This is a genomic window from Rhizobium sp. NPDC090275, assembly GCF_044772225.1.
Taxonomy (GTDB): Bacteria; Pseudomonadota; Alphaproteobacteria; order Rhizobiales; family Rhizobiaceae; genus Rhizobium.
In genome coordinates this window covers 205,578-230,692 of record NZ_JBIVYL010000010.1, presented here as the reverse complement: position 1 = coordinate 230,692, position 25,115 = coordinate 205,578, and the positions used below count along the sequence as shown (strand labels likewise).

The window sequence follows — 25,115 nt, the reverse complement described above, 5'->3', positions numbered from 1 at the left end:
AATTGGCTTCGATTTCTCGACCCGCGCTTCTGGATATTTCCCGGCACGCCTGATAAGGAACCCGCGTATTTTCGGAGGGAGCGCCATATGGCCGAGACCGCAGCAAGCCGTACGGGATCCGTATCCCGCAAGACCAACGAGACCTCGGTTTCCGTTTCCGTCAATCTCGACGGCACCGGGAAATCGACGATTTCGACCGGCGTCGGCTTCTTCGACCATATGCTCGACCAACTGTCACGACATTCGCTGATCGACATGGAGATCGAGACCAAGGGCGATCTGCACGTCGACGACCACCATGCGGTGGAGGACACGGGCATCGCCATCGGCCAGGCCATCGCCAAGGCGCTCGGCGACCGTCGCGGCATCACCCGCTACGCCTCGATCGACCTTGCTATGGACGAAACGATGACGAAGGCCGCCGTCGATCTCTCCGGTCGCCCCTTCCTCGTCTGGAACGTATCGTTCAGCGCGCCGAAGATCGGCACCTTCGACACCGAACTCGTCCGCGAATTCTTCCAGGCACTCGCCCAGAACGCCGGGATCACCTTGCATATCCTGAACCATTATGGTGCCAACAACCACCATATTGCCGAGACATGCTTCAAGGCCGTCGCCCGCGCGCTGCGCACGGCGACAGAGATCGATCCTAGGCAGGCGGGCCGTGTACCCTCGACGAAGGGCACGCTCGTCTAAGCCCCTTCAGGGAGCTTGACGACATGACTTCCAGCTATCTGGTTCTGACCGCCCCTGGCGGCGCCGATATCAAGCACGAAAAGACGCGCTTCATTCGCGACGGCTTCACCGTACTCGGCTTCCTGTTTCCCTGGATCTGGCTCGCCGTCCACCGGCTCTGGCTCTACGCCGTCGCAGCCTTTCTCTTGCAGAGCATCGGCGGCGCGCTGATGGATCAGCCGGGCCTATGGCTGGTCGGTTTCGCCGTGACGTTCGGCACCAGCCTGCTTGTCGGGTTCGAGGGGCAGAACCTGCGGGTTCGCAACCTCGCCGCCAAAGGCTGGCAGGACGACGCGCTGATTTCGGCCGATCGGCTCGATGTGGCCGAGGAAATCTACTTTTCTGAAATTCAGACCGATCTCGGTGACGGCACTCCCTTGCCGTCGCCCAAATGGGATGGCGGGAGCCGCACTGAGCGCGGCACCGCAACATCCCTCGGTCTCTTTGGCTTTGATGGAGGACGCTGATGCGCGTCGCAATTATCGATTACGGTTCCGGCAATCTGCGTTCGGCGACGAAGGCCTTTGAGCGGGCCGCTCGCGAGGCTGGCGTGGACGCGGTGATCGACCTCACCGACAAGGCCGAGGTCGTTGCCGCCGCCGATCGCGTCGTCCTGCCTGGCGTTGGCGCTTATGCCGATTGCCGGCGGGGACTGGACGCCGTGCCGGGGATGACCGAGGCGCTGATCGACGTCGTCGAGAAGAAGGCGCGGCCTTTCTTCGGCATCTGCGTCGGCATGCAGCTGATGTCCTCGCGCGGGCTGGAGAAGACCACGACCGAGGGCCTGGGCTGGATTCCCGGTGACGTCGTTGAAATGACGCCCGATGATCCCAATCTGAAGATACCGCAGATCGGCTGGAACACGCTGGACCTGAAGCGCCCTCACCCGCTGTTCGAGGGTATTACGACCGGCACCGACGGGCTGCATGCCTATTTCGTGCATTCCTACCATCTGGCCGCGCAAAACCCCGAGGATGTGATCGCGACCACGGGTTACGGCGGACCGCTGACGGCCTTTGTCGGGCGCGACAACATGGCCGGCGCGCAGTTCCATCCGGAGAAGAGCCAGAAGCTCGGTCTCGCCCTGATTGCCAATTTCCTGCGCTGGAAGCCCTGAGCTCGCGCCTTTGAAGGACTGACAGAATGATCCTATTTCCCGCCATCGACCTCAAGGACGGCCAGTGCGTTCGCCTCAAGCTGGGCGATATGGAGCAGGCAACCGTCTACAATCCGGACCCGGGCGCGCAGGCGAAGGCCTTCGAGGACCAGGGCTTCGAATGGCTGCACGTGGTCGATCTCAACGGCGCGTTTGCCGGTGAAAGCGTCAATGGCGCTGCCGTCGATGCGATCCTGAAGGCGACGAAGAACCCGGTACAGCTGGGCGGCGGCATCCGCACGCTCGATCATATCGAAAGCTGGCTCGCGCGCGGGCTGTCGCGGGTGATCCTGGGCACCGTTGCCGTGCGCGATCCGGCACTTGTCATCGAGGCCTGCAAGAAGTTTCCGGGCCATGTGGCCGTCGGCATCGACGCCAAGGGCGGCAAGGTGGCCGTCGAGGGCTGGGCTGAGGCGTCCGAGCTCGGCATCATCGAGCTCGCCAAGAAGTTCGAGGGCGCGGGCGTCGCGGCGATCATCTATACAGACATCGACCGTGACGGCATCCTGACCGGGATCAATTGGGATTCGACGCTGGAACTGGCGGAGGCCGTCTCGATCCCCGTCATCGCGTCGGGCGGACTGGCCTCGATCGACGACATCAAGCGGATGCTGAAGCCGGATGCCGCGAAGCTCGAGGGCGCGATTTCGGGACGGGCGCTTTATGACGGCCGTATCGATCCCACGGAAGCGCTGGCGCTGATTGCGGCGTCGCGCGCGAAGGAGACTGCGCAATGACCCTGAAGGCTCGCGTCATTCCCTGCCTCGACGTCAAGGACGGCCGTGTCGTCAAGGGCGTCAACTTCCTCAACCTCGTCGATGCCGGTGATCCCGTCGAGGCCGCCAAGGCCTATGATGCGGCCGGCGCCGACGAACTCTGCTTCCTCGACATCACCGCCTCCTCCGACAACCGCGAAACGATCTTCGATGTTGTGTCGCGCACGGCCGACCAGTGCTTCATGCCGGTTACCGTGGGCGGCGGCGTTCGCACGATCGCCGATATCCGCAAGCTTTTGCTTTGCGGCGCCGACAAGGTCTCGATCAATTCGGCGGCCGTCAGCAATCCGGATTTCGTGGCGGAAGCGGCCGACAAGTTCGGCGACCAGTGCATCGTCGTCTCGATCGACGCCAAGCGCCGGCAGACGCCTGCCGATGGCGAGGCCAGCGCCTGGGAGATCTACACCCATGGCGGACGCAACGCGACGGGCATCGATGCGGTGGATTTCGCGCGCCGGATGGTCGAGCGCGGGGCCGGTGAATTGCTGGTGACCTCGATGGACCGCGACGGAACGAAAGCCGGCTACGATCTGGCGCTGACGCGGGCGATCGCGGACGCGGTGCGCGTTCCCGTCATTGCGTCCGGCGGTGTGGGCGATCTCGACGATCTCGTGGCCGGCGTGAAGGAAGGCCATGCGACGGCGGTTCTCGCCGCATCGATCTTCCACTTCGGCACCTATTCCGTCGGCGAAGCGAAGCGCTATATGTCTTCCTGCGGCATCGACATGCGTCTCGACTGAGACTGAAAGCGATATGATGAGCGAATTCACACTCAGCGACCTCGAAAAGATCGTCGACGCGCGGTCGAAGGCCGCGCCCGACGAATCCTGGACGGCGAAGCTCGTTGCGGCGGGCCAGCCGAAGGCGGCGAAGAAGCTTGGCGAGGAAGCGATCGAAGCCGTGATGGCAGCCGTCACCGACGACCGCGAAAACCTCACCTACGAGGCGGCCGACGTGCTCTATCATCTCTTGGTCGTATTGAAGATCGCCGGTATTCCGCTACAAGATGTCATGGCGGAACTTGAGCGCCGTACCGCTCAATCCGGCCTCAGGGAGAAGGCCAGTCGGCAAAGCTGATGGGTATCGCAAGACAGATCACCGGTGCGCCCGAGGCGCACGATCATTTCCAGGCGAATGCCTATTCGCCCTATCACTTCTTTTCATCCGAGGAATGGGCGAAGTTCAGGGCGGATACGCCGATGACGCTGACCTCCGACGAAGTCAAGCGACTGCGCTCGATGGGCGACCCGATCGATCTCGACGAAGTCCGGCGCATCTATCTCTCGGTGTCGCGCCTGCTTTCGGCGCATGTGGAATCGTCGCTGCTCCTATTCAAGCAGCGCAACCGGTTCCTCAGCCTGTCGAACGTGGCGAAGACGCCGTTCGTGATCGGGATCGCCGGCTCCGTGGCGGTGGGGAAGTCGACCACCGCGCGTATTCTGAAAGAGCTTCTGCGCCGCTGGCCGTCGAGCCCGAAGGTGGATCTCGTGACCACGGATGGCTTTCTCTACCCGAACGCCGTGCTGCAGCGGGAAAACCTGATGCAGCGCAAGGGTTTCCCGGAGAGCTATGACACGGGTGCGATCCTGCGGTTTCTGGCGGCGATCAAGGCCGGGCAGCCCGACGTCAAGGCGCCCTCCTACTCGCACCTTGTCTATGACGTGCTGCCGAACGAATACAAGATCATCGACCGGCCCGACATCCTGATCTTCGAAGGCATCAACGTGCTGCAATCGCGCGACCTGCCGGCGGGCGGCAAGATTGTGCCGATGGTCTCGGATTTCTTCGACTTCTCGATCTATATCGACGCGGATGAAAGCCGGATTCACGACTGGTACGTGACTCGTTTCATGGGCCTGCGCGAGACCGCCTTCCGCGATCCCAACTCGTTCTTCCACCGCTACGCCTCGATCAGCGAGGAGGAAGCGCTGTCGATCGCCGAGGGGCTCTGGCAGAACATCAACCTGAAGAACCTGCGCGAGAACATCCTGCCGACGCGCCCGCGCGCTGATCTGATCCTGCGCAAGGGGCAGAACCACCTGATCGAGCAGGTGGCGCTCCGCAAGCTTTAAGGCGTCACGCGCCGAAGCGTGAGGTTGATGCGGCCGCCATTTTTCAGAAGCGTGGATGTCGACGGGTAAATGCGGTCGACGCCGTGGAAGCACAGACGCCCCTGCCCGCCGAGAATGACGACATCGCCGCTGGAGAGCTTGAAGGACGTGGTCTTTTCCGTTCGCTCCAAGCCACCGACGCGAAACAGGCAGGTGTTGCCGAGCGAGATCGACACGACGGGCGCCGAAAGGTCCTGCTCGTCTTTGTCCTGGTGTAGGCCCATTTTAGCGTCGTCCGCGTAGAAGTTGACGAGGCAGGCCTCGGGTGGCTTGCCGTAGCCCGAGACATCATTCCAAATATCAAGCAATTCGCCGGGGATTGCCGGCCATGGTTTTCCCGTGGCCGGATGGGTCGGCTGGTAGCGGTAGCCGCGTTCCCTATCGGTGACCCAGCCGAGCGAGCCGCAATTGGTCATGCGCACCGACATGGGCTTGCCGGTGCCGGGCATGACGGGTGTGTAGAGCGGCGCTTCGGCAACGACAGAGCGGATGATGTCGACCAGAGCTTCCTGGCGGGGGCGGCTCAGATAATCCGGGCTGTGGCGAATGCCGTTCGGCAGCTGCAGCATCGCGCCCTCCTCTGGCTTACTCGCCGCTCGGGCGGCTGCGCATCTTCTTAACGTCGGAGCGGCCGGACTTGGCCTTCAGCCGGCGTTCCACGGAGCCCTTGGTCGGCTTGGTCTTCTTGCGTGGCGGCGGCGGCGGCTTGGCGGCCTCAAGGATCAGTTCCTTCAGCCGTTCGCGCGCATCCTCGCGGTTGCGTTCCTGGCTGCGGAAGCGGCTGGCCTCGATCATCAGCACGCCTTCCTTGGACATGCGACGGCCTGCCAGTTTCACGGCGTTGATCTTCACACGCTCGTTCAGCGCCGGCGAATTCTGGATGTTGAAGAACAGCTGGACTGATGTCGAGACCTTGTTGACGTTCTGCCCGCCGGGACCGCCCGCCAGAACGAACTGTTCCGTCAGTTCCCATCCTGAGATGGTGATCCTGTCGTTGATATAGAGCGGGTCGCTGGCCATGTGATGTCTATCTCACATCGCCTCCCGCTTGGAAAGGCGCTTCAAAACGCGCAAAACCCGGCCATTCAAGACCGGGTTTCACGTGAATCATCAATCAGTTGTCGCTGATTTACTCAGCGGCTACCCGAAAACCCGGGGCCGCATCGCGCACTCCGCCGTCGACGTGACCTTCGAACTTGGCGAAATTGTCGATGAACATGGTCACCAGCTTGTTCGCCTGCGCGTCATAGGCGGCAGCATCGGCCCAGGTCGAGCGCGGATCGAGAATGCCGCTTTCAACGCCCGCAACCGCAACCGGAACGGCGAAGCCGAAGTTCGGATCGGCGCGGAAATCGGACTTGCTGAGTTCGCCCGAAAGCGCGGCTGCGAGCAACGCACGCGTCGCCTTGATCGGCATGCGCTTGCCGGTGCCATAGGCGCCGCCGGTCCAGCCAGTGTTGACGAGCCAGCATTCGACGCCGTGGCGGCCGATCAGCTCCTTCAGCAGATTGCCGTATTCCGACGGGTGCCGGGGCATGAACGGGGCGCCGAAGCAGGTCGAGAAGGTTGCTTCCGGCTCGGTCACGCCGCGCTCCGTGCCGGCGACCTTGGCGGTGTAGCCGGACAGGAAGTGGTACATGGCCTGATCCGGAGTCAGCTTGGCGATCGGCGGCATGACGCCGAAGGCATCGGCCGTCAGCATGATGATCGTCTTCGGATGGCCGGCGCGGCCGGTTTCCGAAGCGTTCGGGATGAAATCGAGCGGATAGGCGCAACGGGTGTTTTCCGTGAGCGAACCATCGTTGAAATCGGGAACGCGGTTTTCATCGAGCACGACGTTTTCGAGCACGGTGCCGAAGCGCTGCGTCGTTGCGTAGATCTCCGGCTCCGCTTCGGCCGAGAGGCGGATGGTCTTGGCGTAGCAGCCACCCTCGAAATTGAAGATGCCGTCCTCGCCCCAACCGTGCTCGTCGTCGCCGATGAGCGTGCGGGCCGGATCTGCCGAAAGCGTCGTCTTGCCGGTGCCCGACAGGCCGAAGAAGACCGCGGCATCGCCATCCGGGCCGACGTTGGCCGAGCAGTGCATGGGCATGACGCCCTTGGCCGGCAACAGGTAGTTCAGCGCCGTGAAAACCGACTTCTTCATCTCGCCGGCGTAGAAGGTGCCGGCGATCAGGATTTCGCCGTTCGTCAGGTCGCAGGCGATGACGGTTTCGGTGCGGCAGCCGTAGCGTTCCGGATCGGCCTTGAAAGTCGGCAGGTCGATGATCGTCAGCTTCGGCGCAAAGCTCTCCAGCGTGGAACGTTCCGGCCGGATCAGCAGGTTGCGGATGAACAGCGAATGCCAGGCAAGCTCGGTGACGACGCGGGTCGGCAGCGCATTCGCCTCATCGGCGCCGCCGATCAGGTCCTGCACGAAGAGCTCCTTGCCGGCGGCGTGCGCCAGCATGTCCTGCTTCATAAGCGCGAAATGCTCGGGCGACATGGGCTTGTTGTTGTCCCACCAGATCTGGCCATCGGTATTCGCGTCACGCACGACGAACTTGTCCTTGGGCGAGCGGCCGGTGTGCTGGCCGGTCAATGCCCGCAAGGCGCCGTGAGCGGTGAGTTCGGCTTCTCCCCGGCGAATCGAGTCTTCATAGAGGGAGGCAGCGGTGAAGTTATAGCGAACGCTCTTCGCGCCTGCGAAACCTGCCGTCGCCAGCTCTATCGCTGGGTTGTGTGTACCGAACTGCTCCATGGTCATTTCCTTCCCTTGGGGCTCAACGCCGTTAAGAACTGAGCGCGAACCTACGGACAGGATTTTTAAAACGCAAGTGGCATAAATCGATATTATTTAATGATATCAGTTATTTAATCGATTTAAATTTCTGGCTTTTATTTTAAATCGTTTGAACTGGCTTGGCGTAGTCGATTTCACTGCACGACTTTCGGTTGTTTTCAAAAATTACCGATCGCCCCACCCTTTATCTTTGCCACAATTTGTTCCACCTTTATCCCCATAAGCGCATCCGGTTCATATGGCCGCCTGGGGACCTTCAAAAAACCTGGAGACGCGCATTAGATGACGGAGACGAATACAATGCCGACAATCGCGCTCGTTGATGACGACCGTAACATCCTGACCTCGGTGTCGATCGCGCTTGAGGCCGAAGGATACAAGGTCGAGACCTATACGGATGGCGCCTCGGCCCTTGACGGTCTTCTCGCCCGCCCGCCGCATCTGGCGATCTTCGATATCAAGATGCCGCGCATGGACGGAATGGAACTGCTGCGCCGTCTGCGCCAGAAATCCGACATGCCGGTGATTTTCCTTACCTCCAAGGATGAAGAGATCGACGAACTTTTCGGCCTGAAGATGGGCGCCGACGACTTCATCACCAAGCCGTTCTCACAGCGACTGCTGGTCGAGCGCGTTCGCGCCGTCCTGCGCCGCGCCGCCGGCCGTGAAGCCGCGGCAGCTGCCGCGACGGGTGCAGCACCCAAGCCCGGTGCCGCACAGCTCGCGCGCTCGCTTGAGCGCGGCCAGCTTGTGATGGACCAGGAACGCCACACCTGCACCTGGAAGAGCGAACCTGTGACGCTGACCGTCACCGAATTCCTGATCCTGCACTCGCTGGCGCAGCGCCCCGGCGTCGTGAAAAGCCGTGACGCGCTGATGGATGCGGCCTATGACGAGCAGGTCTATGTCGACGACCGCACCATCGACAGCCACATCAAGCGGCTGCGCAAGAAATTCAAGATGGTCGACAACGACTTTGATATGATTGAAACGCTCTACGGAGTGGGATACCGCTTCCGCGAAGCAGCCTGACGCCTAAGGGCGCGGCGGATAGGAATATATGAGAGCCGGCGCCGCGGACGCGGCCCGCTCTTCGAAAGGGCTGTCGTTGGCACAGTTGGTGCAGGAGAAGGATCTGGATGACGCAGACGGCGTAGGCCGACGCGTCAGGGGACGACGCTGGTCGCATCCTTTCACGATCATTCGCCGTATCTTCGGCAACGCCGTCTTTTCCAGCCTGACGCGTCGCATCCTCTTCTTCAATCTCGCAGCGCTCGTCGTTCTCGTCGGCGGCATTCTCTACCTCAACCAGTTTCGCGAGGGGCTGATCGACGCCCGTGTCGAGAGCCTGTTGACGCAGGGCGAGATCATCGCCGGCGCCGTCTCGGCTTCGGCCTCGGTCGATACCAACTCGATCACCATCGATCCCGAAAAGCTCTTGGAGCTGCAGGCCGGTCAGAGCATCACGCCGGTCCCGAACGACGAGGACCTGGAGTTTCCCATCGATCCGGAAAAGGTCGCGCCGGTTCTGCGTCGCCTGATCTCGCCGACCCGCACGCGCGCGCGCATCTTCGATGCCGACGCAAATCTGCTGCTCGATTCGCGCCATCTCTACTCGCGCGGCCAGGTGCTGCGCTTCGACCTTCCGCCGGTTGCCGATGAGGAGCAGACCTGGGGCGAGTGGTTTACGACGATCTTCAACAAGGTTCTGCAGCCGGGCAACCTGCCGCTTTACAAGGAAGCGCCCGGCGGCGACGGCTCGATCTACCCTGAAGTCATGAACGCGCTGACCGGTGTGCGCGGCGCTGTCGTCCGCACCACGGAAAAGGGCGAGCTGATCGTTTCCGTCGCGGTGCCGATCCAGCGTTTTCGTGCTGTGCTCGGCGTGCTGCTGCTATCGACGCAGGCCGGCGACATCGACAACATCGTTCATGCCGAGCGCCTTGGCATCATGCGCGTCTTCGGCGTCGCGACGCTGGTCAACGTGCTCCTGTCGCTGGTGCTGTCGTCGACGATCGCCAATCCACTGCGCCGCCTTTCGGCTGCGGCGATCCGCGTGCGCCGCGGCTCCAAGGAGCGTGAGGAGATCCCTGATTTCTCCGTTCGCCAGGACGAGATCGGCAACCTCTCCATCGCGCTGCGCGACATGACGACCGCGCTTTATGACCGGATCGACGCGATCGAGAGTTTCGCGGCCGACGTCAGCCACGAATTGAAGAACCCGCTGACCTCGCTGCGCAGCGCCGTCGAGACGCTGCCGCTGGCGAAATCCGACGATTCCAAGAAGCGGCTTATGGATGTCATCCAGCATGACGTGCGCCGTCTCGACCGCCTGATCAGCGATATCTCCGACGCCTCGCGCCTCGATGCCGAGCTTGCCCGCGTCGATGCGGGATCGGTGGATCTGGAGGTTCTGCTTCGTGACCTCGTGGAAATCTCGCGGCAGATCCGCAACCGCAAGAAGGAAGTACAGATCGAATTCGCGATCGAGCGAAAGCCCGGCGTGAAGACGCGCTTCCTCGTCAACGGCCACGACCTGCGCATCGGCCAGATCGTGACCAACCTGATCGAAAACGCACGCTCCTTCGTCTCCGACCAGGACGGGAAAATCACCGTTCGTCTGGTGCGCACCCGCTCGCGCTGTATCGTCTATATCGAGGATAACGGCCCCGGCATTCAGGCGGAGAACATCGACCGCATCTTCGAGCGCTTTTATACCGACAGGCCTGAGTCCGAAGGCTTTGGGCAGAATTCCGGCCTCGGCCTTTCCATCAGCCGGCAGATCGCTGAAGCGCATGGCGGCTCGCTGCGGGCCGAAAACATCATCGACGCCGAGACCGAAGAGGTGGTCGGCGCCCGCTTCACGCTTGCGCTTCCAGCAGATCCCAACGCATGACCGCGGCCCCGGTCAATATTCACGCGACGGCGATCGTCGTCGGCAAGACCGGGCTTCTTTTTATGGGGCCGTCGGGCTGGGGCAAATCGATGCTCGCCTTTGCGTGTCTTACCGAGGCGAAGAGGATCGGGCTCGATGCCGCCTTGGTCGCCGACGATCAAGTGATGATCTCAGTTCGGGACAACATCGCGATCGCGGCCTGCCCGCCCTCCATACAAGGGATGCTCGAGCTGCGCGGAACCGGAATCGTTCGCCTCCCCTTTATCCAGGAAGCCCCCATGCATTATGCGGTGCTCCCCGGCCATGTTTCTGGGGAAGACAGGGTGCCGCCGGAGGGTGAGACGACCGTGGTTTCGCAGGGTATTACGCTGCCCGTCATTCGGTTGCTGGCTAATGTGCCGCTTCCACTGGCGGTATTGATGGCCAAAGCACCTGAAATCGGGCGCTAATGCCCACGAAACCGGCAGCTGGCGCGCGAAACCGTGCATTTTTGTCTTGCCATTCGGCTTTTCATAGCCAAGATGTGCCCCCACGGTGGACGCGATTGCTGCATTGCGATATTGGGCCTACCGTTTGCATACGCCATTGGGAGCAGTAGTATCATGATCGGACTTGTGCTTGTCACTCACGGCAAGCTGGCTGAAGAGTTTCGTCATGCGGTCGAACATGTTGTCGGTCCTCAGAAATTCATCGAGACGGTCTGTATCGGCCCCGAAGACGACATGGATCAGCGACGCCAGGATATTCTGGGCGCTGTTGCAAACGCCGATGACGGCCATGGCGTGGTCATCCTGACCGACATGTTCGGTGGCACTCCTTCCAATCTGGCGATCTCCGTGATGAGCAGCGGACATACCGAAGTGATCGCCGGCATGAACCTGCCAATGCTGATCAAGCTCGCCGGCGTGCGCGGCGAAGACAACATGGAAAAGGCGCTCGCCGAGGCATCCGAAGCCGGCCGCAAATACATCAATGTCGCCAGCCGCGTCTTGAGCGGCAAATAACGAGCCCCAGATGACCGTCCAGCTCTCCCGCGAAATTCTCATCATCAACAAGCGTGGCCTGCATGCGCGCGCTTCGGCGAAATTCGTGCAGACGGTCGAAACCTTCGACGCTTCGATCACAGTCTCGAAGGATGGGATGACCGTTGGCGGCAACTCGATCATGGGGTTGATGATGCTGGCAGCAAGCCCGGGCTCGTGCGTTCTGGTTTCGGCCAGCGGCAACCAGGCCGAACAGGCGCTCGACGCGCTGGACCAGCTGATCCAGAACAAGTTCGGCGAAGATATGTAACGGTCCGTCGGACCATATAAACATATAAAGACTTCTTTATATCATTATTGCCTTCGTCATAGAAGCCTGCTAAACGGCTGGCATGACCGCGCCTGCGCGGAGCTTTTCGTCGCGCGACCTCGTTTCGCGCCTTCGCATCTGAGACGCTTTCAGCATGGAGAACCCAATGAGCACTGAAAAAGATTACGTCGTCGCCGATATCGGCCTCGCAGACTTCGGCCGCAAGGAAATCACGATCGCTGAAACCGAAATGCCGGGCCTGATGTCCTGCCGCGAAGAGTTCGGCGCATCGAAGCCGCTCAAGGGCGCACGGATCACCGGCTCGCTGCACATGACGATCCAGACGGCGGTGCTCATCGAGACGCTGGTCGCTCTCGGCGCCGAAGTGCGCTGGGCATCGTGCAACATCTTCTCGACGCAGGACCACGCCGCTGCCGCGATCGCCGCTTCGGGCGTTCCTGTCTTCGCCGTCAAGGGCGAGTCACTGCACGACTACTGGGTCTACACCGACCAGATTTTCCAGTGGGCCGATGGCGGCCTCTCCAACATGATCCTCGATGACGGCGGCGACGCCACCATGTACATCCTGCTCGGCGCCCGCGCCGAAGCCGGCGAAGACGTCCTGTCCAACCCGCATTCGGAAGAAGAAGAGATCCTCTTCGCGCAGATCAAGAAGCGCCTCGCCGCAACGCCCGGCTGGTTCACCAAGCAGCGCGACGCGATCAAGGGTGTCACCGAAGAAACCACCACTGGTGTCAACCGTCTGTACCAGCTCTCCCAGAAGGGCCTGCTGCCCTTCCCTGCCATCAACGTCAACGACTCGGTCACCAAGTCGAAGTTCGACAACAAGTACGGCTGCAAAGAATCGCTGGTTGACGGCATCCGCCGCGGCACCGACGTGATGATGGCCGGCAAGGTTGCCGTCGTCTGCGGTTACGGCGATGTCGGCAAGGGCTCGGCTGCTTCGCTGCTCGGCGCCGGCGCACGCGTCAAGGTCACGGAAGTCGACCCTATCTGCGCCCTGCAGGCCGCCATGGACGGCTTCGAAGTCGTCACGCTCGAAGACGTCGTCTCGACCGCCGACATCTTCATCACCACGACCGGCAACAAGGACGTCATCCGCATCGACCACATGCGCGCGATGAAGGACATGGCGATCGTCGGCAACATCGGCCACTTCGACAACGAAATCGAAGTTGCCGCGCTGCGTAACCTGAAGTGGACCAACATCAAGCCGCAGGTCGACCTGATCGAATTCCCGAAGGGCAACCGCATCATCCTGCTCTCGGAAGGCCGCCTGCTGAACCTCGGCAACGCAACGGGCCATCCGTCCTTCGTTATGTCGGCTTCGTTCACGAACCAGACGCTGGCGCAGATCGAGCTCTTCACCAAGCCCGGCCAGTACCAGAACCAGGTCTACATCCTGCCGAAGCACCTCGACGAGAAGGTCGCGCGCCTGCATCTCGCCAAGCTCGGCGTCAAGCTGACGCAGCTTTCGGAAGAACAGGCATCCTACATCGGCGTCACGCCGCAGGGTCCGTTCAAGGCTGACCACTACAGATACTAATAGCGGATTTGATATCCACAACATCTAGAGGGTGCGGCATTGACAAATGCCGCACCCTTATTTTTTGGCACACATCTTCCCGACGAATCCTATCCGAAGTATTGTTTTAACACTCGATTCGTGGAGACGGACGCGTCCGTTTGCTTCGAAAATGGGATGTCTTGTCGTAATGCGGCACAAAAGGACGGAGACATACCGCGCATGTCGGAAATGATGCACCGCCTGGTCAAACAGGCAGAAGACGGCGTTTACCCGTCTTGCTGCACTGGTCACCCGGGCAATGGAAAACCGGTCGATGCCCCCAAGGCTTCGACACAGCGATCAGGCTTGTTGGCTCAGGTGGCAAGGATATTTGCCGCGGGGACTGCAATGGCGTCGATCGCCGAGCCGGTTTTCGCACAGGCAGCGGCAGAGGCTGCCGCGTCTCCGCATCTTTTCACCTCCACGCAGGTCGTCGGTTTCTCCGTCGTGATCGGCGTCATCTCGGCAGCCCTTCTCTCCACGCTTTGGGTCGTGCGCCAGCGCGGCAATCTCGAGAGCGAAGGCCGCGAGATCCGCTCCGCTCTATCGGATGCGCAGCAGCGCATTTCGCAATACCAAGCGCTGATCGCAGACAAGAACCGGCGCATCGTGATCTGGGACGGCGATGAGCGCCCCGAACTGCTGGGACAGCTGCCGGCCGAGACGGGCGCACCGCAGGACAATGAATTTCTGGCGTTCGGCCTCTGGCTGAAGCCACGCTCTGCATCGGAACTCGACCGCGCCATCGACGGCTTGCGGCAGTCGGCCAAGAGCTTCGACATCGTCGTCGAGACCCACCGCGAAGAGGTGCTGGAAGCGCAGGGTCGGGTTTCCGGCGGCCGCGCCTTCGTTCGCTTCGTGGCGCTTAACAATCTGCGCGCCGAGCTTGCCGAACTGAAGATCGAGCGCGACCGGCTGATGTCGTCGATCTCGGCGTTCCAGGGCCTGCTTGACTCCATCGACCTGCCGGCTTGGCAGCGCGACACCGAAGGCCGGCTAACCTGGGTGAACCACGCCTATGGCGCGGCCGTCGACGCTGCATCACCCGACGAGGCGATCTCTGAGGGCCGTGAAATTCTGACGACCATCGCGCGCGAGCGCATCCGCGCCGTCGCAACGCCGGAATCACCGTTTCACGACAAGATCTCGACCGTCATCCACGGCAACCGCACCTTCCTCGACGTTGTCGACGTGAAGGTTCCGAGCGGTTCGGCCGGCATCGCGGTCGACGTCTCCGGCGTCGAGACCGTTCGCGCCGAGTTGGAGCGCACGCTGAAGAGCCACGCCGAGACGCTCGACCACCTGGCGACGCCGGTCGCGATCTTCGACGGCGACCAGCGCCTGCAGTTCTACAACCAGGCTTTCGTGACGCTGTGGCAGCTCGATATCGCATTCCTTGAGAGCAAGCCTGACAATGCCGAGCTTCTGGAGCGCCTGCGCGCCGCCAAGAAGCTGCCGGACCAGCTGAACTGGAAGACCTGGAAAGAGACGGCGCTTTCAGTCTACCGGGCGCTCGATACGCAATCCGACCTCTGGCACCTGCCTAACGGCCAGACACTGCGCGTCTTCGCGACCGCGCATCCACAGGGCGGCGCCACCTGGGTGTTCGAGAACCTGACCGAACAGGTCGATCTCGAAACGCGTTACAACACGCTGGTGAAGGTTCAGGGCGAAACTATCGACCATCTTTCCGAAGGTGTGGCAGTGTTCGGTCCGGATGGCCGCATTCGCCTGTCGAACCCTGCGTTCCGCGCGCTCTGGGGCATTACCGAAGCGGAAGCCAAGCCGGGTACGCATATCCGGGCGCTGGGCGACGCATGCGCGCCGTCCTACGACAGGCCCGATGGCTGGAAGACCTTCGCCGAGCTGATCACCAGCTTCGATGACGAGCGTCGCTCGAGCCAGGGGACGCTGGAGCTGTTCTCTGGCCTCGTGCTCGACTACGCCGTCATTCCGCTGCCGAACGCGCAGACGATGCTGACCTTCGTCAACATGACGGACAGCGTTCGCGCCGAACGCGCACTGACGGAAAAGAACGACGCGCTACGCAAGGCCGACGAGCTGAAGAACGATTTCGTCCAGCACGTGTCCTACGAGCTGCGCTCGCCGCTGACCAACATCATCGGCTTTACCGACCTGTTGCGCACGCCGGGGCTTGGCGATCTCAACGAACGACAGGCGGAGTATATCGACCACATCTCCACCTCCTCGTCGGTCCTGCTGACGCTGGTGAACGACATTCTCGACCTTGCGACCGTCGATGCCGGCATCATGCGGCTGAACTATTCGGAGATCGACCTCGGCGACCTGCTCGACGACGTCTCGATCCAGATCGCCGACCGGCTGCAGGAAAGCGGCGTGACGCTGGAGATCACCGCGCCGGCACGGCTCGGATCGATCATCGCCGACCCGCAGCGGCTGAAGCAGATCCTAGTCAAGCTTTTGTCCAATGCCGCGAATTTCTCGCCGGAGGGCGCCTCGATAGCGCTGGCCTGCCAGCGCGAGGGAACGGACTTCGTCTTCAGCGTGACCGATCAAGGCCCGGGCATCTCGCAAGAGATGATCTCGACCGTCTTCGATCGCTTCGCGACGGGCGCGAAAAGCGGCAAGCGCGGTGGTGCAGGCCTTGGCCTGTCGATCGTCGACAGCTTCGTCAACCTTCATAACGGCCAGGTCGTCATCGACAGCCAGCCGGGCAAGGGAACGACGGTCATTTGCCGGATTCCTTCGGCCAACCTCCCCTCCTACGCCGCCGCCGAATGACGACAAGCGCGCCTGTCATCTCGCTTTTCCTGGAAGACGAGGCAGCTACCGACCGTCTCGGCGAAGATTTGGCGCTGGCGCTGAAGCCGGGCGACTGCCTGGCGCTGTCGGGTGATCTTGGCGCCGGAAAATCCTCGCTGTCGCGGGCGCTGATCCGCGCGATTGCCGACGACGCTGAGCTCGAAGTGCCGAGCCCGACCTTCACGCTTGTGCAGTCCTACGAGCTGCGCATTCCCGTTGCGCATTTCGATCTCTACCGGCTCGGCGATGCCGCCGAACTGACCGAGCTCGGCTTCGACGAGGCGCTGCAGAACGGCATCTGTCTGGTCGAATGGCCGGAGATGGCCGAGAGCGAGCTGCCTGATGACCGGATCGTGCTGACGCTGACGCATGAGGGCGCCGGTCGCCGGGCGACGATTGCGGCGCCCGAGAAGCAGGCGGCGCGGATCAACCGCGTGCTCGCCATTCGCGCCTTTCTGGCAGAGGCCGGCTACCCGCTTGCCAAGCGCCGGTTTCTCACGGGCGACGCGTCGCTTAGGGCCTATGAGGCAATCTATCCAGACGACGGTGTGCGCCGCATCCTGATGGACTGGCCGCCGCTGCCGGAAGGGCCGCCAGTGCTTGACGGCAAGCCCTATCCGAAGGTGGCGCATATTGCCGAGAACGCCTATCCGTTCGTCGCCATCGCCGACGTGTTGCGCGATCGCGGCTTCGCGACGCCGCTGATCCATAAGGTCGATTACGAACAGGGAATCCTGCTGATCGAAGATCTCGGCAGCGATGGGGTTCTCGATGAGAACGGCCAGCCGATCGCCGAGCGCTACCTCGAAAGCATCGCCTGCCTGGCGGCCTTGCATGCGCAGGCGATCCCGCAGGATATCCGCGTCACCGACAGCCACGTGCACCACATCCCGGATTTCGACCGCACCGCCATGAAGATGGAAGTGCGCCTCGTGCTTGACTGGCATCTGCCGTGGAAACGCGATGGGGCGCCGGTGACCGATGCGGAGCGCAACGAATACCTCGCGATCTGGGACGCGCTGATCGACCAGCTTGATGCGGCCGAGAAGAACCTGCTGCTGCGCGATTTTCACTCGCCCAATATCATCTGGCGGGAAGCCGAGAACGGCGTAAAGCGGGTCGGCCTGATCGACTTCCAGGATGCGATGATCGGGCCGACGGCCTACGATCTCGCCTCGATCGCCCAGGATGCGCGCGTGACCATCGAGCCCGATCTCTTCGACCGGCTGATGGGGCACTACCTGTCGCTGCGCCGCGCGCAAGGCGGCTTCGACGAGGCCGGCTTCCTGAAAAGCTGGGCGATCATGTCAGCGCAGCGCAATTGCAAGCTGGCCGGCCTATGGGTTCGGCTGATGCGGCGCGACGGAAAACCTGGCTATATGAAGCACATGCCGCGCACGCTCTCCTATTTGAGCGTGGCGCTTCAGCATGAAACGCTTGCCCCCTTGCGCGAGTGGTGCGTAAGGACTGGAATAGTCACCAGCGAATCATAAGTTTCGGACGATATGACCATCAAACAAGCCATGGTGCTGGCTGCCGGTCTCGGCACCCGCATGCGCCCGATTACCGATACGATCCCCAAGCCGCTGGTGAAAATCGACGGCAAGGCGATGATCGACTATGCGCTGGATTCGCTCGCCGAAGCGGGCGTCGAGAAGGCGGTGGTCAACGTCCACCATCACGCCGACCAGATGCTCGACCATCTCAGCCGCTACAAGGCGCTCGAGATCATCATCTCCGACGAGCGCGCTGGGCTGATGAACAACGGCGGCGGCCTGGCGAAGGGCTTGAAGCTGCTCGATCGCGGCCCTGTTTTCGTCACCAATGCCGATCTCTTCTGGATCGGCGAGCGGCCGGATCGCCCGAGCAATCTGCGGCGCTTAGCCGGATTCTTCGATGCGGATCGGATGGACATGGCGATGCTCTGCGTCAATCTCGACGACACGACCGGGCATAACGGCAAGAACGACTTCAACCGCGATGAGGCCGGCCGGCTGAGCCGCGTTCGCGCCGATGGTCCCGACCCGGTGGTCTATGCCGGGGCGATTGCCATGCAGACCGCATTTCTCGACGACGCGCCTGCCGACGCCTTCAATCTCAACATCTATTTCGACAAGGCGATCGCGCGCGGCCGGCTCTACGGCATGATGCTCGAGGGACATTGGCTGACCGTCGGCACGCCCGAGGCGATCGGCGACGCGGAAGAGACGATCCGGCGTTACCGGGCGTTGGGATAGGCCATGAGCGAGCGGCACCAGCCCAGGGTTCTGACAATACCGGCAGGGCTGCCCTTTCTCGCGACCTTGGCCGAGACGCTCTGCGACGGACGGCTGACGCCGCTGTTTCGCCATGACCCAGCCGATCCGTTGTCGCTCTCCAAGGTGACGATCTATCTGCCGACGCGGCGCGCGGTGCGCGTGCTGCGTTCGGAGTTCGTCGATCTGCTCGGCGGGCGCTCCGCGATCCTGCCGATCATCCGGCCGCTTGGTGAGACGGATGACGATAGCGGCTATTTCGATGAAGCGCTGCCGGCAACGCTCGATCTCGCGCAACCGCTTTCCAACACCGCGCGGCTGCTGGAGCTGGCGCGGCTGATCCTCGCCTGGCGTAACAAGCTGCCCGAGATCGTGCGCAGCATCCATTCCGATTCGCCGCTCGTCGCGCCCGCCAGCCCGGCGGACGCGATCTGGCTTGCCAGAAACCTGGCCGAACTGATCGATTCCATCGAGACCGAGGATCGTGACTGGAGCGAACTTGCGACGCTGAGCGCGAGGGATCATGCGCTGTGGTGGCAGCTGACGGCGGAGTTTCTGCAGATCGCCAGCGCCTTCTGGCCGGAACGCCTGAACGAGCTCGGCAAATCCTCGCCGGCGCGGCACCGCAACGCGATCCTGAGAGCCGAGGCCAACCGCATCGCGACCATGCCGGAAAGCGGACCGATCATCATCGCCGGATCGACCGGTTCGGTGCCGGCAACGGCCGATCTGATCGCGGCGGTGGCAGCGCGGCGCGAGGGCGTCATCGTTCTGCCGGGTCTCGATGTCGGCATGCCCGATGAGCACTGGCGGATGGTCGCCCCCGATATGGCCGATGCCGCAAGCCGCAGCCACTCGCAATATGGCCTGGCGCAGCTTTTGAAGCGCCTGAGCCTGACGCGCGACGATGTTTCGACACTTGCTAGCGCACCCGACGCGCTTGCCGTCCGCGCACAAATCCTCTCGCATGCGCTGTCACCATCCGAGGCGACCAGCAACTGGAGCCGGTGGAAGACGACGCTTCCGGAGAGCGATATCGCAGCGGCCTTTGCCGATGTATCGCTGATAGAAGCCGGCAATGAGCGCGAAGAGGCGACCGCGATCGCAATCGCGCTTCGGTTGGCATTGGAGCAGCCAGGCAAGGACGGCGAAAGCCGCGCGGCGCTGATTACGCCGGACCGCAACCTTGCCCGCCGCGTGATGGCGGAGCTTTCGCGCTTCGGCATCATTGCCGACGATTCGGCCGGTACGCCGCTTGCAGCGATGCCGCAGGGAACTCTGCTGCAACTCCTGCTCGAAGCGGCGCTGCGACCGGGCGATCCAGTGGCGATAGTCAGCCTTCTCAAGCACCCCTTGGCACGCTTCGGGCTGGAGCGCGGCGCGCTTTCCGAGGCGGTGGCCGCGCTCGAATTGCTGGCCTTGCGCGGCGGCGTCGCGGAGGTCGATATCAGCGCGCTTGGGCCGCTGCTCGAACACCAGCTTTCCGAACAGGCGCTCGACCGACATACACCGCATTGGCGCAAGGCGCTTCCCGTCCACGCGATCGATCTGGCACGCGATCTCGCCCGCCGGGTGGGTGAAGCAACCGAGCCGCTCGCTTCCGCGCTCGTGCGCCACGAAACGGGTAGTCGCGGACTGACCACGCGCTTCACACTCTCCGACTGGGCCGATCGCACCGGCCGCGCCATCGAGGCGGTCGCGCGCGACGAGAAGGGTGATCTCTCCGGGCTGTGGTCTGGCGAGGCAGGCGACACGCTGGCGACCTTGCTTGGCGAGGTGATCGGGACTGACGGCCAGATCGAGGCGGATGGGGCGCAGTGGATCGATATCATGGCAGCGCTCTCGGCCGGACAGGCGGTGAAGCCGCAAGCGCTCAGCCATCCGCGGCTGTTCATCTTCGGTACGCTGGAAGCCCGCCTGCAGAGCGTCGATACGCTGATCCTCGGCGGCTTGAACGAGGGTTCGTGGCCGGGCCAGACGGCCAACAATCCCTTCATCTCGCGATCGATGAAGACCGAGATCGGGTTGGAGCCCCCGGAGCGCCGTATCGGGCAGCTGGCGCACGACTTCGAGATGGCCAACGGGACGCGGCATCTCGTCTACACGCGCGCACTCCGCAAGGGCTCGACACCCACCGTCGCCTCGCGCTGGCTGCAGCGGCTGATGGCCTTTTGCGGGAAGAGTTTCGAAGCGACGCTGAAGGATCGGGGTGAGCAGTTCGTACACTGGGCCAGCCTGCTCGACGAGGGGCAACGGCAAGCGCCGGCGCAGCGACCGAGCCCGACGCCACCGCGCGAGGTGCAGCCGAAATCCTACTCGTTCAGCGAGGTCGGCCGGCTCCGGCGCGACCCCTATGCGATCTATGCGCGGCGCGTTCTGAAGCTCGACGCCGTCGATGCCTTCAACCGCGACCCCGGGGCTGCCGAGCGCGGGACGCTCTATCACAAGATCATCGACAGGTTCGTGCGCGAGGGCAACATCGCCGGAACGCCCGACGGCACGGCGGCGATGGAGCGCATCCTCACCGAACTGTTCGACATGGAGCAGCTGCCGGCGCATATCGATGCCGTCTGGCGGCCGCGCTTCCGCGAAGTGGCGCGCTCGTTCCTCGCCTGGGAAGCGGAGCGGCGGCCGGGGCTCCAGCGCACGCTCACTGAAGTCCGCGGCGCCATGCAGCTCGAGCAGGTCGATATCCGGCTTAGCGGCGTTGCCGACCGGATCGATATCACCGGGCCGCACTCCGCCGATCTGATCGACTATAAGACGGGCTACAACCCCTCGCCCGCGCAGGCACGCGCGCTGCTCGATCCGCAGCTGGCGCTGGAGGCCGAGGTGCTCAAGGCCGGTGGATTCATGGATACCGGCAAGCTGGTGCCGCAGGACCTGCTTTATGTGCGGCTACGGCCGGGAAGCCGGTTCCAGGTCGACACCGTCAACAACGAATTCTCGGCACGCAGCGACAAGGCGAAATCAGCGATCGAACTTGCCGGCGATTCCATCGATCAGCTGGTGAAATTCGTGGCGCTGCTGCAATCCGGCGAGAAGGGTTTCACTTCGCGGCTCATTCCCGCCCAGCAATTCGAGTTCGGCGGCGATTACGATCACCTTGCCCGCGTCTCGGAATGGTCGACGGCCGAAAGCGATGAGGCCAGCAATGATGAGTGACGAAACGGCACTGCCCGAGGGCGACGACCCCCACGACTGGACCAGCTGGACGACGGTGCAGCAATCGATCGCATCCGATCCGCGTCGATCGGCCTGGGTTTCGGCCAATGCCGGATCGGGAAAGACGCACGTCCTGACGCAACGGGTGATCCGGCTGCTGCTATCAGGTGCGCGGCCCTCGGCGATCCTGTGCCTGACCTATACGAAGGCGGCGGCCTCCGAGATGTCGAACCGCGTGTTCGATCGGCTGGCCGAATGGGCTGTGCTTTCGGACGAGGAACTCAGCCGCCGCATTGCCCAGATCGAGGGAACGCCGCCTGACTTCCTCAAGCTCGCGGAGGCGCGCAGGCTTTTTGCCAAGGCGCTGGAGACCCCGGGCGGGCTGAAGATCCAGACCATCCACGCCTTTTGCGAAGCGCTGCTGCATCAGTTTCCGCTGGAAGCGAACGTGGCCGGGCACTTTTCCGTGCTCGACGACCGGGCAGCCGCGACGCTGCTTGCCGACGCGCGGCGCTCGCTGCTGACGGCGACGACGCCCGAGGAAGACAAGGCGCTGGCGGACGCCTTCTCCTATGTCCTCAACCTCGGCGACGAATCCGGGCTGGAAACGCTGCTTGGCGAGATCGTTGCAAACCGCAATGCGATCAAGGCTTTCACCCAGGCCGCCGACCGGAATGGCGGCCTCGACAACGTCTTGCGGGCGGAGCTCGGGCTTGCAGAAGACGACACCGAGCTTGCGATCGCCGGGCAATACTGGCCGCTGCCCGGCTTGGCTGGCGGTACGCTCAGCCTCTATCTGGAGCTCGCGGACAGCAAGGGCGGGGCCAAGGCGCAGGAAGTCGCTTCAGCGCTGAAGAACGTGGTGCGGGAAACGGACATCCTTCGCCGGATTCCGACACTGGAAAAGATCTTTCTCACCGCCACGGGCGAACCGAAAGCGGATGGGCAGTTCACCGTGAAGGCGATGCTCGCCCAGGCGCCGGAGCTTACCGACGCCATTGCCGCGGCACGCGCGCATGTGATCGCCTGCCGGGACCGGCTTAAGATCGTGCGGATGTTCGACGCCACACGCGCTGCCCTTGTGCTCGCCGACAGACTCAATCGGGACTACGACGATCTCAAGAAGCAGCGTAGCCAGCTCGACTTCGAGGATCTGATTACCCGCACCGCCGATCTTCTGAACAAAAGCGATGTCGGGCCATGGATCCACTACAAGCTGGATCAGGGTATCGACCACATTCTCGTCGACGAGGCGCAGGATACCAGCCCGATCCAGTGGAGCGTGATCCAATCGCTGGCGGAGGATTTCTTCTCCGGCGAAAGCGCGCGCGACGTGGTGCGCACGCTGTTTGCGGTGGGCGACGAGAAGCAGTCGATCTATTCGTTTCAGGGTGCGCGGCCCGAACGTTTCTCGGAAGAAAGCCGGCGCACGCGGCAGCGTGTATCGCGGAGCGGTCGGGATTTCTCCTCGGTTCGATTGCCGCTCTCGTTCCGGTCGACCTCCGACGTGCTTGCCGCCGTCGACCACATCTTCACGCCGCCAGACAATGCGCGCGGCTTGAGCGCCGGTGGAGAGCCGGTGGTGCATCGCTCCAACCGTATCGGCCACCCCGGCGCCGTCGACCTGTGGGAGATGATTGCGCCTGAAGTCGCGATCAAGGACGAGGACTGGACGGCGCCGTTCGACGCGACGCCGGAAAGCGCACCCGCCGCCATTCTGGCGCGGCGCATGGCGCATACGATCGACATGATGGTCGGCAAGAAGACGATCATCGAGAAGGGCAAGGAGCGGCTGATCGAGGCCGGCGATATTCTGGTCCTCGTGCGCAAGCGCGATGCCTTCGTTAATGCGCTCACGCGCGCTTTGAAACGGCGCGGTAATATTCCCGTTGCGGGCGCCGACCGTCTGCGGCTGACCAGCCATATCGCGATCCAGGATCTGGTTGCGCTGGGTCGCTTTCTGCTCTTGCCGGAAGACGACCTTTCGCTGGCCGCCGTGATGAAGAGCCCGCTCTTTGATCTCAACGAAGACGACATCTTCGCCGTGGCGGCGATGCGTGGCGACGGCCAAAGCGTGTGGGCGCATCTGCAGGCCTATGCGGCGGATGGCAATGAACGCCTTGGCGCGGTGGTGCAGCGACTGCGGCTGTTTCTCGAGGAATCGAAAAGCCTTCCGGTTCACGACTTCTATGCCCGGGTGCTTGGGGTCCATGGTGGTCGGCGACAGTTTCTGGCGCGGCTGGGGACCGAGGCGAGCGATATTCTGGACGAGTTTCTCACCTTCACGCTCGACCACGAGACCGCCGCCCTGCCCGGCCTGCAGTCCTTCATCTCGACGCTCGAGCTCGAGGCTCCGGTCGTCAAGCGCGAGCAGGACAAGGGCCGCAACGAAGTTCGGATCATGACCGTGCACGCCTCGAAGGGGCTTGAGGCGCCGATCGTGTTTCTGGTCGATGGCGGCTCGAAAGCGTTCACGTCTTCGCATATGCCGAAACTGCGGCTGCTGGAGCAAAGCGGCGAGCGACCGCCGCTGCCGGTCTGGGTGCCGCTCGGCGATCTCAGCAATTCGCTGACGCAGGCCGACGCCGCGCGTATCCAGGTGCTGGCGGAAGAGGAATATCGCCGGCTTCTCTACGTGGCGATGACGCGCGCGGCCGATCAGCTGATCGTCTGCGGCTACAGGGGCGTGCGGCTCAATACCGATACCTGGCATGCGATGATAACGGCTGCGATGGACGACAGCCATCCGCATGTCGAAGCCGCCACCTTCTCCGGGCCCGATGGCGACTGGCAGGGTGTCGAATGGCGCGTGCCGACGATGGAGCGGATGTTCGAGCGCGCCGACCATGTCGAGCAGGCTGCTGCCCGCGACGCGCTGCCGTTCGACCTCAATCGCCCGCTGCCACCACAAAAGAAGCTCCCTCGCCCGCTGAGCCCTTCCGGAGCCGGAACGATCATCGACGAGGAGGCAGACAATCTTCTCGTGGCCTCGCCGCTGTTTACAGACAAGCCGAAATCCGATCGGGCGCTGCAAAAAGGCCGGCTTTTGCACCGGATGCTGCAGACCTTGCCCGAGATACCGCTGGCGGAGCGCGCGGACGCGGCAAGGCGCTATGCCGAGCGCGCCGCACGCTTCTGGCCGCAGGACGAGCGCGACAGGCTGATCGATTCGGTTCTGAAACTATTGGACGTACCGGATCTGCAGCCGGTGTTCGAGGCCCATGCACAGGCCGAAGTGTCGATCATGGGGACGCTTACGCTCGACGGGCGCGATTACGCGGTCTCGGGCCGCGTCGACCGGCTGGCGGTGCTCGACGACCGGGTGGTCATCCTCGATTACAAGACCAATCGCGTGCCGCCGGAGACGGCTGCGGCCATTCCCTTCGCGCATCGGGCGCAGCTTGCCATCTACGAGACGATCATGGCGCCGCTCTATCCCGGCAAGCGGATCGATTGCGTGCTCGTCTATACCGAGAACGGCTCCGTGCACACGCTGACGCCCGAGGCCATGGCATTGGCGCTTGCACAGCTCAAAACAAAGTGAAATACCGGTCATTGAAATCCCGCCGGCGCA

Annotated in this window: 21 protein-coding genes; 18 read left to right on the top strand and 3 right to left on the bottom strand. The window is 62.9% G+C overall.

The window, feature by feature from the left end:
* Positions 1 to 87 precede the first annotated feature (87 nt).
* The 7 genes from hisB to coaA are packed head-to-tail and all read left to right on the top strand — an operon-like array spanning position 88 to position 4,739.
* Positions 88 to 696 (top strand): imidazoleglycerol-phosphate dehydratase HisB, encoded by a 609-nt coding sequence (gene hisB, locus ACIQUB_RS24180; protein WP_018901161.1) that lies wholly within the window; start codon positions 88 to 90, stop codon positions 694 to 696.
* 23 nt (positions 697 to 719) lie between these two features.
* A complete protein-coding gene (locus tag ACIQUB_RS24175) occupies positions 720 to 1,202 on the top strand; it encodes a DUF2628 domain-containing protein (RefSeq protein WP_113238257.1) in 483 nt (160 codons plus the stop codon).
* Complete coding sequence (gene hisH, locus ACIQUB_RS24170; RefSeq protein WP_113238256.1) at positions 1,202 to 1,852, top strand: imidazole glycerol phosphate synthase subunit HisH; 651 nt, start codon at positions 1,202 to 1,204, stop codon at positions 1,850 to 1,852. The genes ACIQUB_RS24175 and hisH overlap by 1 nt, the downstream gene beginning before the upstream one ends.
* A 26-nt stretch (positions 1,853 to 1,878) precedes the next feature.
* On the top strand, positions 1,879 to 2,628 hold the full coding sequence (hisA, locus tag ACIQUB_RS24165) for a 1-(5-phosphoribosyl)-5-[(5-phosphoribosylamino)methylideneamino]imidazole-4-carboxamide isomerase (RefSeq protein ID WP_113238255.1): 750 nt from the start codon (positions 1,879 to 1,881) through the stop codon (positions 2,626 to 2,628).
* Positions 2,625 to 3,407: an imidazole glycerol phosphate synthase subunit HisF gene (gene hisF / locus ACIQUB_RS24160; protein ID WP_047509167.1), complete on the top strand. Its 783-nt coding sequence runs from the start codon at positions 2,625 to 2,627 to the stop codon at positions 3,405 to 3,407. The genes hisA and hisF overlap by 4 nt, the downstream gene beginning before the upstream one ends.
* 16 nt (positions 3,408 to 3,423) lie before the next feature.
* A complete protein-coding gene (locus tag ACIQUB_RS24155; RefSeq protein ID WP_113238274.1) occupies positions 3,424 to 3,744 on the top strand; it encodes a phosphoribosyl-ATP diphosphatase in 321 nt (106 codons plus the stop codon).
* Entirely contained in the window at positions 3,744 to 4,739 is a 996-nt protein-coding gene (coaA, locus tag ACIQUB_RS24150) for a type I pantothenate kinase (RefSeq protein ID WP_112533133.1), read from the top strand. Before ACIQUB_RS24155 ends, coaA begins: the two co-directional genes overlap by 1 nt.
* Here coaA and ACIQUB_RS24145 read toward each other — a convergent pair.
* The 3 genes from ACIQUB_RS24145 to ACIQUB_RS24135 form a co-directional block, all read right to left on the bottom strand.
* Positions 4,736 to 5,347: an alpha-ketoglutarate-dependent dioxygenase AlkB gene (locus tag ACIQUB_RS24145; RefSeq protein WP_113238254.1), complete on the bottom strand. Its 612-nt coding sequence runs from the start codon at positions 5,345 to 5,347 to the stop codon at positions 4,736 to 4,738. The genes coaA and ACIQUB_RS24145 overlap by 4 nt on opposite strands.
* A 16-nt stretch (positions 5,348 to 5,363) precedes the next feature.
* Positions 5,364 to 5,798 carry an alternative ribosome rescue aminoacyl-tRNA hydrolase ArfB gene (gene arfB / locus ACIQUB_RS24140; protein WP_018901153.1) on the bottom strand — a complete coding sequence of 145 codons (435 nt, stop codon included), beginning with the start codon at positions 5,796 to 5,798 and terminating at the stop codon, positions 5,364 to 5,366.
* Between the two features lie 109 nt (positions 5,799 to 5,907).
* The gene (locus ACIQUB_RS24135) at positions 5,908 to 7,518 is read right to left on the bottom strand and encodes a phosphoenolpyruvate carboxykinase (RefSeq protein ID WP_113238253.1); all 1,611 of its coding nucleotides are present in this window, start codon (positions 7,516 to 7,518) and stop codon (positions 5,908 to 5,910) included.
* A 342-nt stretch (positions 7,519 to 7,860) separates the two neighbouring features.
* On the opposite strand from ACIQUB_RS24135, the gene ACIQUB_RS24130 reads away from it, so the two are divergent.
* The 11 genes from ACIQUB_RS24130 to addA all read left to right on the top strand — a co-directional run bounded on the left by ACIQUB_RS24130 (position 7,861) and on the right by addA (position 25,085).
* Positions 7,861 to 8,592, top strand: coding sequence for a response regulator transcription factor (locus tag ACIQUB_RS24130; RefSeq protein ID WP_196809369.1), 732 nt, complete (start codon positions 7,861 to 7,863; stop codon positions 8,590 to 8,592).
* 76 nt (positions 8,593 to 8,668) lie between these two features.
* Complete coding sequence (locus ACIQUB_RS24125) at positions 8,669 to 10,456, top strand: sensor histidine kinase (RefSeq protein ID WP_026283476.1); 1,788 nt, start codon at positions 8,669 to 8,671, stop codon at positions 10,454 to 10,456.
* Positions 10,453 to 10,905, top strand: coding sequence for a serine/threonine protein kinase (locus ACIQUB_RS24120; RefSeq protein ID WP_113238252.1), 453 nt, complete (start codon positions 10,453 to 10,455; stop codon positions 10,903 to 10,905). Before ACIQUB_RS24125 ends, ACIQUB_RS24120 begins: the two co-directional genes overlap by 4 nt.
* Before the next feature lie 153 nt (positions 10,906 to 11,058).
* Positions 11,059 to 11,460 carry a PTS sugar transporter subunit IIA gene (locus ACIQUB_RS24115; protein ID WP_018901148.1) on the top strand — a complete coding sequence of 134 codons (402 nt, stop codon included), beginning with the start codon at positions 11,059 to 11,061 and terminating at the stop codon, positions 11,458 to 11,460.
* A 10-nt stretch (positions 11,461 to 11,470) separates the two neighbouring features.
* Positions 11,471 to 11,749, top strand: a complete 279-nt coding sequence (locus ACIQUB_RS24110) for an HPr family phosphocarrier protein (RefSeq protein ID WP_402932887.1) — start codon at positions 11,471 to 11,473, stop codon at positions 11,747 to 11,749.
* A 166-nt stretch (positions 11,750 to 11,915) separates the two neighbouring features.
* Positions 11,916 to 13,316: an adenosylhomocysteinase gene (gene ahcY, locus ACIQUB_RS24105; RefSeq protein WP_018901146.1), complete on the top strand. Its 1,401-nt coding sequence runs from the start codon at positions 11,916 to 11,918 to the stop codon at positions 13,314 to 13,316.
* Positions 13,317 to 13,685: 369 nt separating this feature from the next.
* Positions 13,686 to 16,100 (top strand): ATP-binding protein, encoded by a 2,415-nt coding sequence (locus tag ACIQUB_RS24100; RefSeq protein ID WP_402932885.1) that lies wholly within the window; start codon positions 13,686 to 13,688, stop codon positions 16,098 to 16,100.
* Positions 16,097 to 17,614 carry a tRNA (adenosine(37)-N6)-threonylcarbamoyltransferase complex ATPase subunit type 1 TsaE gene (tsaE, locus tag ACIQUB_RS24095; protein WP_113238250.1) on the top strand — a complete coding sequence of 506 codons (1,518 nt, stop codon included), beginning with the start codon at positions 16,097 to 16,099 and terminating at the stop codon, positions 17,612 to 17,614. Before ACIQUB_RS24100 ends, tsaE begins: the two co-directional genes overlap by 4 nt.
* A gap of 12 nt (positions 17,615 to 17,626) precedes the next feature.
* Positions 17,627 to 18,358, top strand: coding sequence for a nucleotidyltransferase family protein (locus ACIQUB_RS24090; protein WP_113238249.1), 732 nt, complete (start codon positions 17,627 to 17,629; stop codon positions 18,356 to 18,358).
* Positions 18,359 to 18,361: 3 nt separating this feature from the next.
* A complete protein-coding gene (gene addB / locus ACIQUB_RS24085) occupies positions 18,362 to 21,541 on the top strand; it encodes a double-strand break repair protein AddB (RefSeq protein ID WP_402932882.1) in 3,180 nt (1,059 codons plus the stop codon).
* Positions 21,534 to 25,085, top strand: a complete 3,552-nt coding sequence (gene addA, locus ACIQUB_RS24080) for a double-strand break repair helicase AddA (protein ID WP_402932879.1) — start codon at positions 21,534 to 21,536, stop codon at positions 25,083 to 25,085. The genes addB and addA overlap by 8 nt, the downstream gene beginning before the upstream one ends.
* Positions 25,086 to 25,115: the final 30 nt, after the last annotated feature.